At 60.2% G+C, this 2,589-nt stretch carries 4 protein-coding genes; 3 read left to right on the top strand and 1 reads right to left on the bottom strand.

All coding sequences use genetic code 11. From position 1 onward, the window contains the following. From FS320_RS41610 to tnpC, 3 genes are all read left to right on the top strand, one after another. Nucleotides 1-296 (top strand): transposase (locus FS320_RS41610; protein ID WP_152718413.1); only part of this gene is annotated, 296 nt, incomplete at its 5' end. Further along, a complete protein-coding gene (tnpB, locus tag FS320_RS41605; protein ID WP_420836851.1) occupies nucleotides 293-646 on the top strand; it encodes an IS66 family insertion sequence element accessory protein TnpB in 354 nt (117 codons plus the stop codon). The genes FS320_RS41610 and tnpB, both read left to right, overlap by 4 nt. A 45-nt stretch (nucleotides 647-691) precedes the next feature. Continuing rightward, nucleotides 692-2,392: an IS66 family transposase gene (gene tnpC, locus FS320_RS41600; RefSeq protein WP_152718412.1), complete on the top strand. Its 1,701-nt coding sequence runs from the start codon at nucleotides 692-694 to the stop codon at nucleotides 2,390-2,392. Here the strand turns inward: tnpC and FS320_RS41595 are convergent. After that, nucleotides 2,373-2,589, bottom strand: a 217-nt coding sequence (locus FS320_RS41595; RefSeq protein WP_152718411.1) for a DUF6429 family protein, incomplete at its 5' end; no start/stop codon positions are given. The genes tnpC and FS320_RS41595 overlap by 20 nt on opposite strands.

The following is a 2,589-nucleotide window of genomic DNA, read 5'->3' as shown; positions in this document are numbered from 1 at the left end:
CGGAGAGCTATTCGGAACCTGGCTTGTGTGCGACGACGGCGCGGCGACATGGAATATCGCGCTCGCAGTTATATGAATGGCGCCGGCTCGCACGAGCGTGGCAACTGGATGTTGCGTCGCCTGTCGATGGCTTTGTCCCGGCGCTGCTTATGCCAGAGGTAGAGGCAGCAGGGTCATTGCCGAATGCCGGCCGGATGGAGGTTGTCAGCGCGAATGGTCGCCGTGTGATCGTGGACCGCGATGTCGACGTTGAAGCGCTGCTTCGGATCATGCGCGGATTGGAGGTGCTGCGGTGAATCCGTTTCCGATGGGAACAGGGGTCAAGGTCTGGCTTTCGACGGGGTATACCGACATGCGCTGTGGCTTTCCCTCCCTGGCGCTTCGGGTGCAGGAGGTTCTGAAACATGATCCGATGTCAGGGCATCTCTTCGTCTTTAGGGGCCGCAGATCGGATATTTTGAAGATCATCTGGCATGATGGTCTGGGCGCCTGCCTTTTTACCCGGCGACTGGAGAAGGGCCGGTTTATCTGGCCGAATATGGAGGGCGGCGCGGTAGCGATCTCACCGGCACAATTGTCTTATTTGTTGTCCGGGATCGACTGGCGCAATCCGCAGGAAACCTGGCGTCCGACACGGGTCGGATAGCATTATTGCATTGAAAATATTGAGTGAATCTGATCGAATGGCTTCATGATCTCGAAGCCTGTGGATCTTCCTGCGGACCTTGCGAGCGCCTATCTGGCGCTGCTTTCCGAGCGTGAGATGTTACAGGCTGAACGTGATGTCGTTGTTGCCGAGTGCGACACCGTCGTCGCCGAGCGGGACATTGCGGTGGCGCAAGCCGCCAATGCGCAGGCCATGCTGTCGGACAGTGAGGCCTTGATTGCCAGTCTGGAGCTGGCGATCGAAAAGCTGAAGCGCGAACTGCGCGGCCGGCGATCCGAGCGCACGGCGCGCCTGATCGACCAGATGGAATTGCAGCTCGAAGAACTGGTGATGGCGGCGACGGAGGATGAAGCCGCAGCGCAGGCGGCTGCCGCCAAGACCTCGAGCGTGCGTTCGTTCACGCGCAAACGGCCGGTCCGAAAGCCGTGGCCGGAGGATATCGAGCGTGAGCGCGTGGTGATCGATCCACCAGTCACCTGTGCATGCTGCGGCGGGTCGCGCCTGTCGAAACTGGGCGAGGACGTCACTGAGACGCTCGAGGAGGTTCCGCGCCGGTTCAAAGTGATCGAGACGGTGCGGGAGAAATTTACCTGCCGAGACTGCGAGGCGATCAGCCAGCCGCCGGCGCCGTTCCATGCCACGCCGCGCGGCTTCATCGGTCCTCATCTGCTGGCGACGATCCTGTTTGACAAGTTTGGAATGCATAGCCCTCTCAACCGCCAGAGCACCCGGTTCAAATGCGAGGGCATCGAGCTTTCGACCTCGACGCTGGCCGACCAGGTCGGGTATGGAACAGCCGCGCTCCTGCCGATCTTTGATCTGATCGAGGCGCACGTCTTCGCGGCCGAGCGGCTTCACGGCGACGACACCACCATTCCCATCCAGGCCAAAGACAAATGCACGACCGGGCGAATATGGACCTACGTGTGCGATGACCGGCCCTACGGCGGAGCGGCAGCGCCGGCGGCAATATACTATGCTTCGAGTAACCGGCGCGGCGAGCATCCGCAGAAGCACCTGGCCAGATATGGCGGCATTCTGCAGAGTGATTGTTACAATGGCTTCGAGCCGCTCAGTGTCGCCGAAAAGAAAGCGGTACCGATCACCTTCGCCTTTTGTCATGCGCACGCGCGGCGCAAATTCTTTGAACTGGCCGACATCCAGAAAAGTGCCCGCGACCGCAAACGCAAAGGCAAGCCTATCTCGCCGATCGCATTGGAGGCCGTCCAACGGTACGACGCGCTGTTTGAGATCGAGCGCCAGATCAATGGATTGAGCGCCGAAGAACGACTGGCCGCGCGGCAGGAAAAGAGCAAGCCGCTGTTCGATGACATGCACGAGTGGCTGAAACGGGAGCGCGCCACGCTCAGCAAATCGTCCGAGGTGATCGAGCCGATCGATTACATGCTGAAGCGCTGGGATGGCTTTGCCCGTTTCCTGGAAGATGGCCGGATTTGTCTCACGAACAATGCGGCCGAGCGCGCTCTGAGAGGAATTGCACTCGGGCGCCGAAACTGGACCTTCGCCGGTTCCCAGCGTGGGGCCGATCGAGCCGCCATCATGCTCACCTTCATCACGACCTGCCGTCTCAACGACGTCGACCCAAAGGCGTGGCTCGCCGATGTGTTCGCCCGCATCGCCGATCTTCCTGTCTCCCGCCTGCACGAACTGCTGCCTTGGCAATGGAAGTCACACAAAGGGACGACTATTGCGGCGGCCGCGTAAACAGCTCCCGGAACAATGCTTCCGAACGCTCCAAGCCTTCATCGGTCAAGATCAATGACTTCGACTTGTTGACTGGGTCGCCGATCAAGCCCTTCTTGTGAAGCCGATCCGTCGTTGCCCAGTCGAAGCCCTTCCAGGCACAACGCTCGTTATGCAGCGTCAGCCATAACAGCGCCAAAACGGCATCGTCGATCTTG

Source organism: Microvirga tunisiensis, assembly GCF_009296175.1.
Classification (GTDB): domain Bacteria; phylum Pseudomonadota; class Alphaproteobacteria; order Rhizobiales; family Beijerinckiaceae; genus Microvirga; species Microvirga tunisiensis.
This window is presented reverse-complemented; position numbering and strand designations above follow the sequence as displayed.

What these genes read in the sequence shown, in the direction of transcription:
- tnpC (WP_152718412.1), top strand. Translation starts at nt 692, where the DNA reads ATGATCTCGAAGCCTGTGGATCTTCCTGCGGACCTTGCGAGCGCCTAT.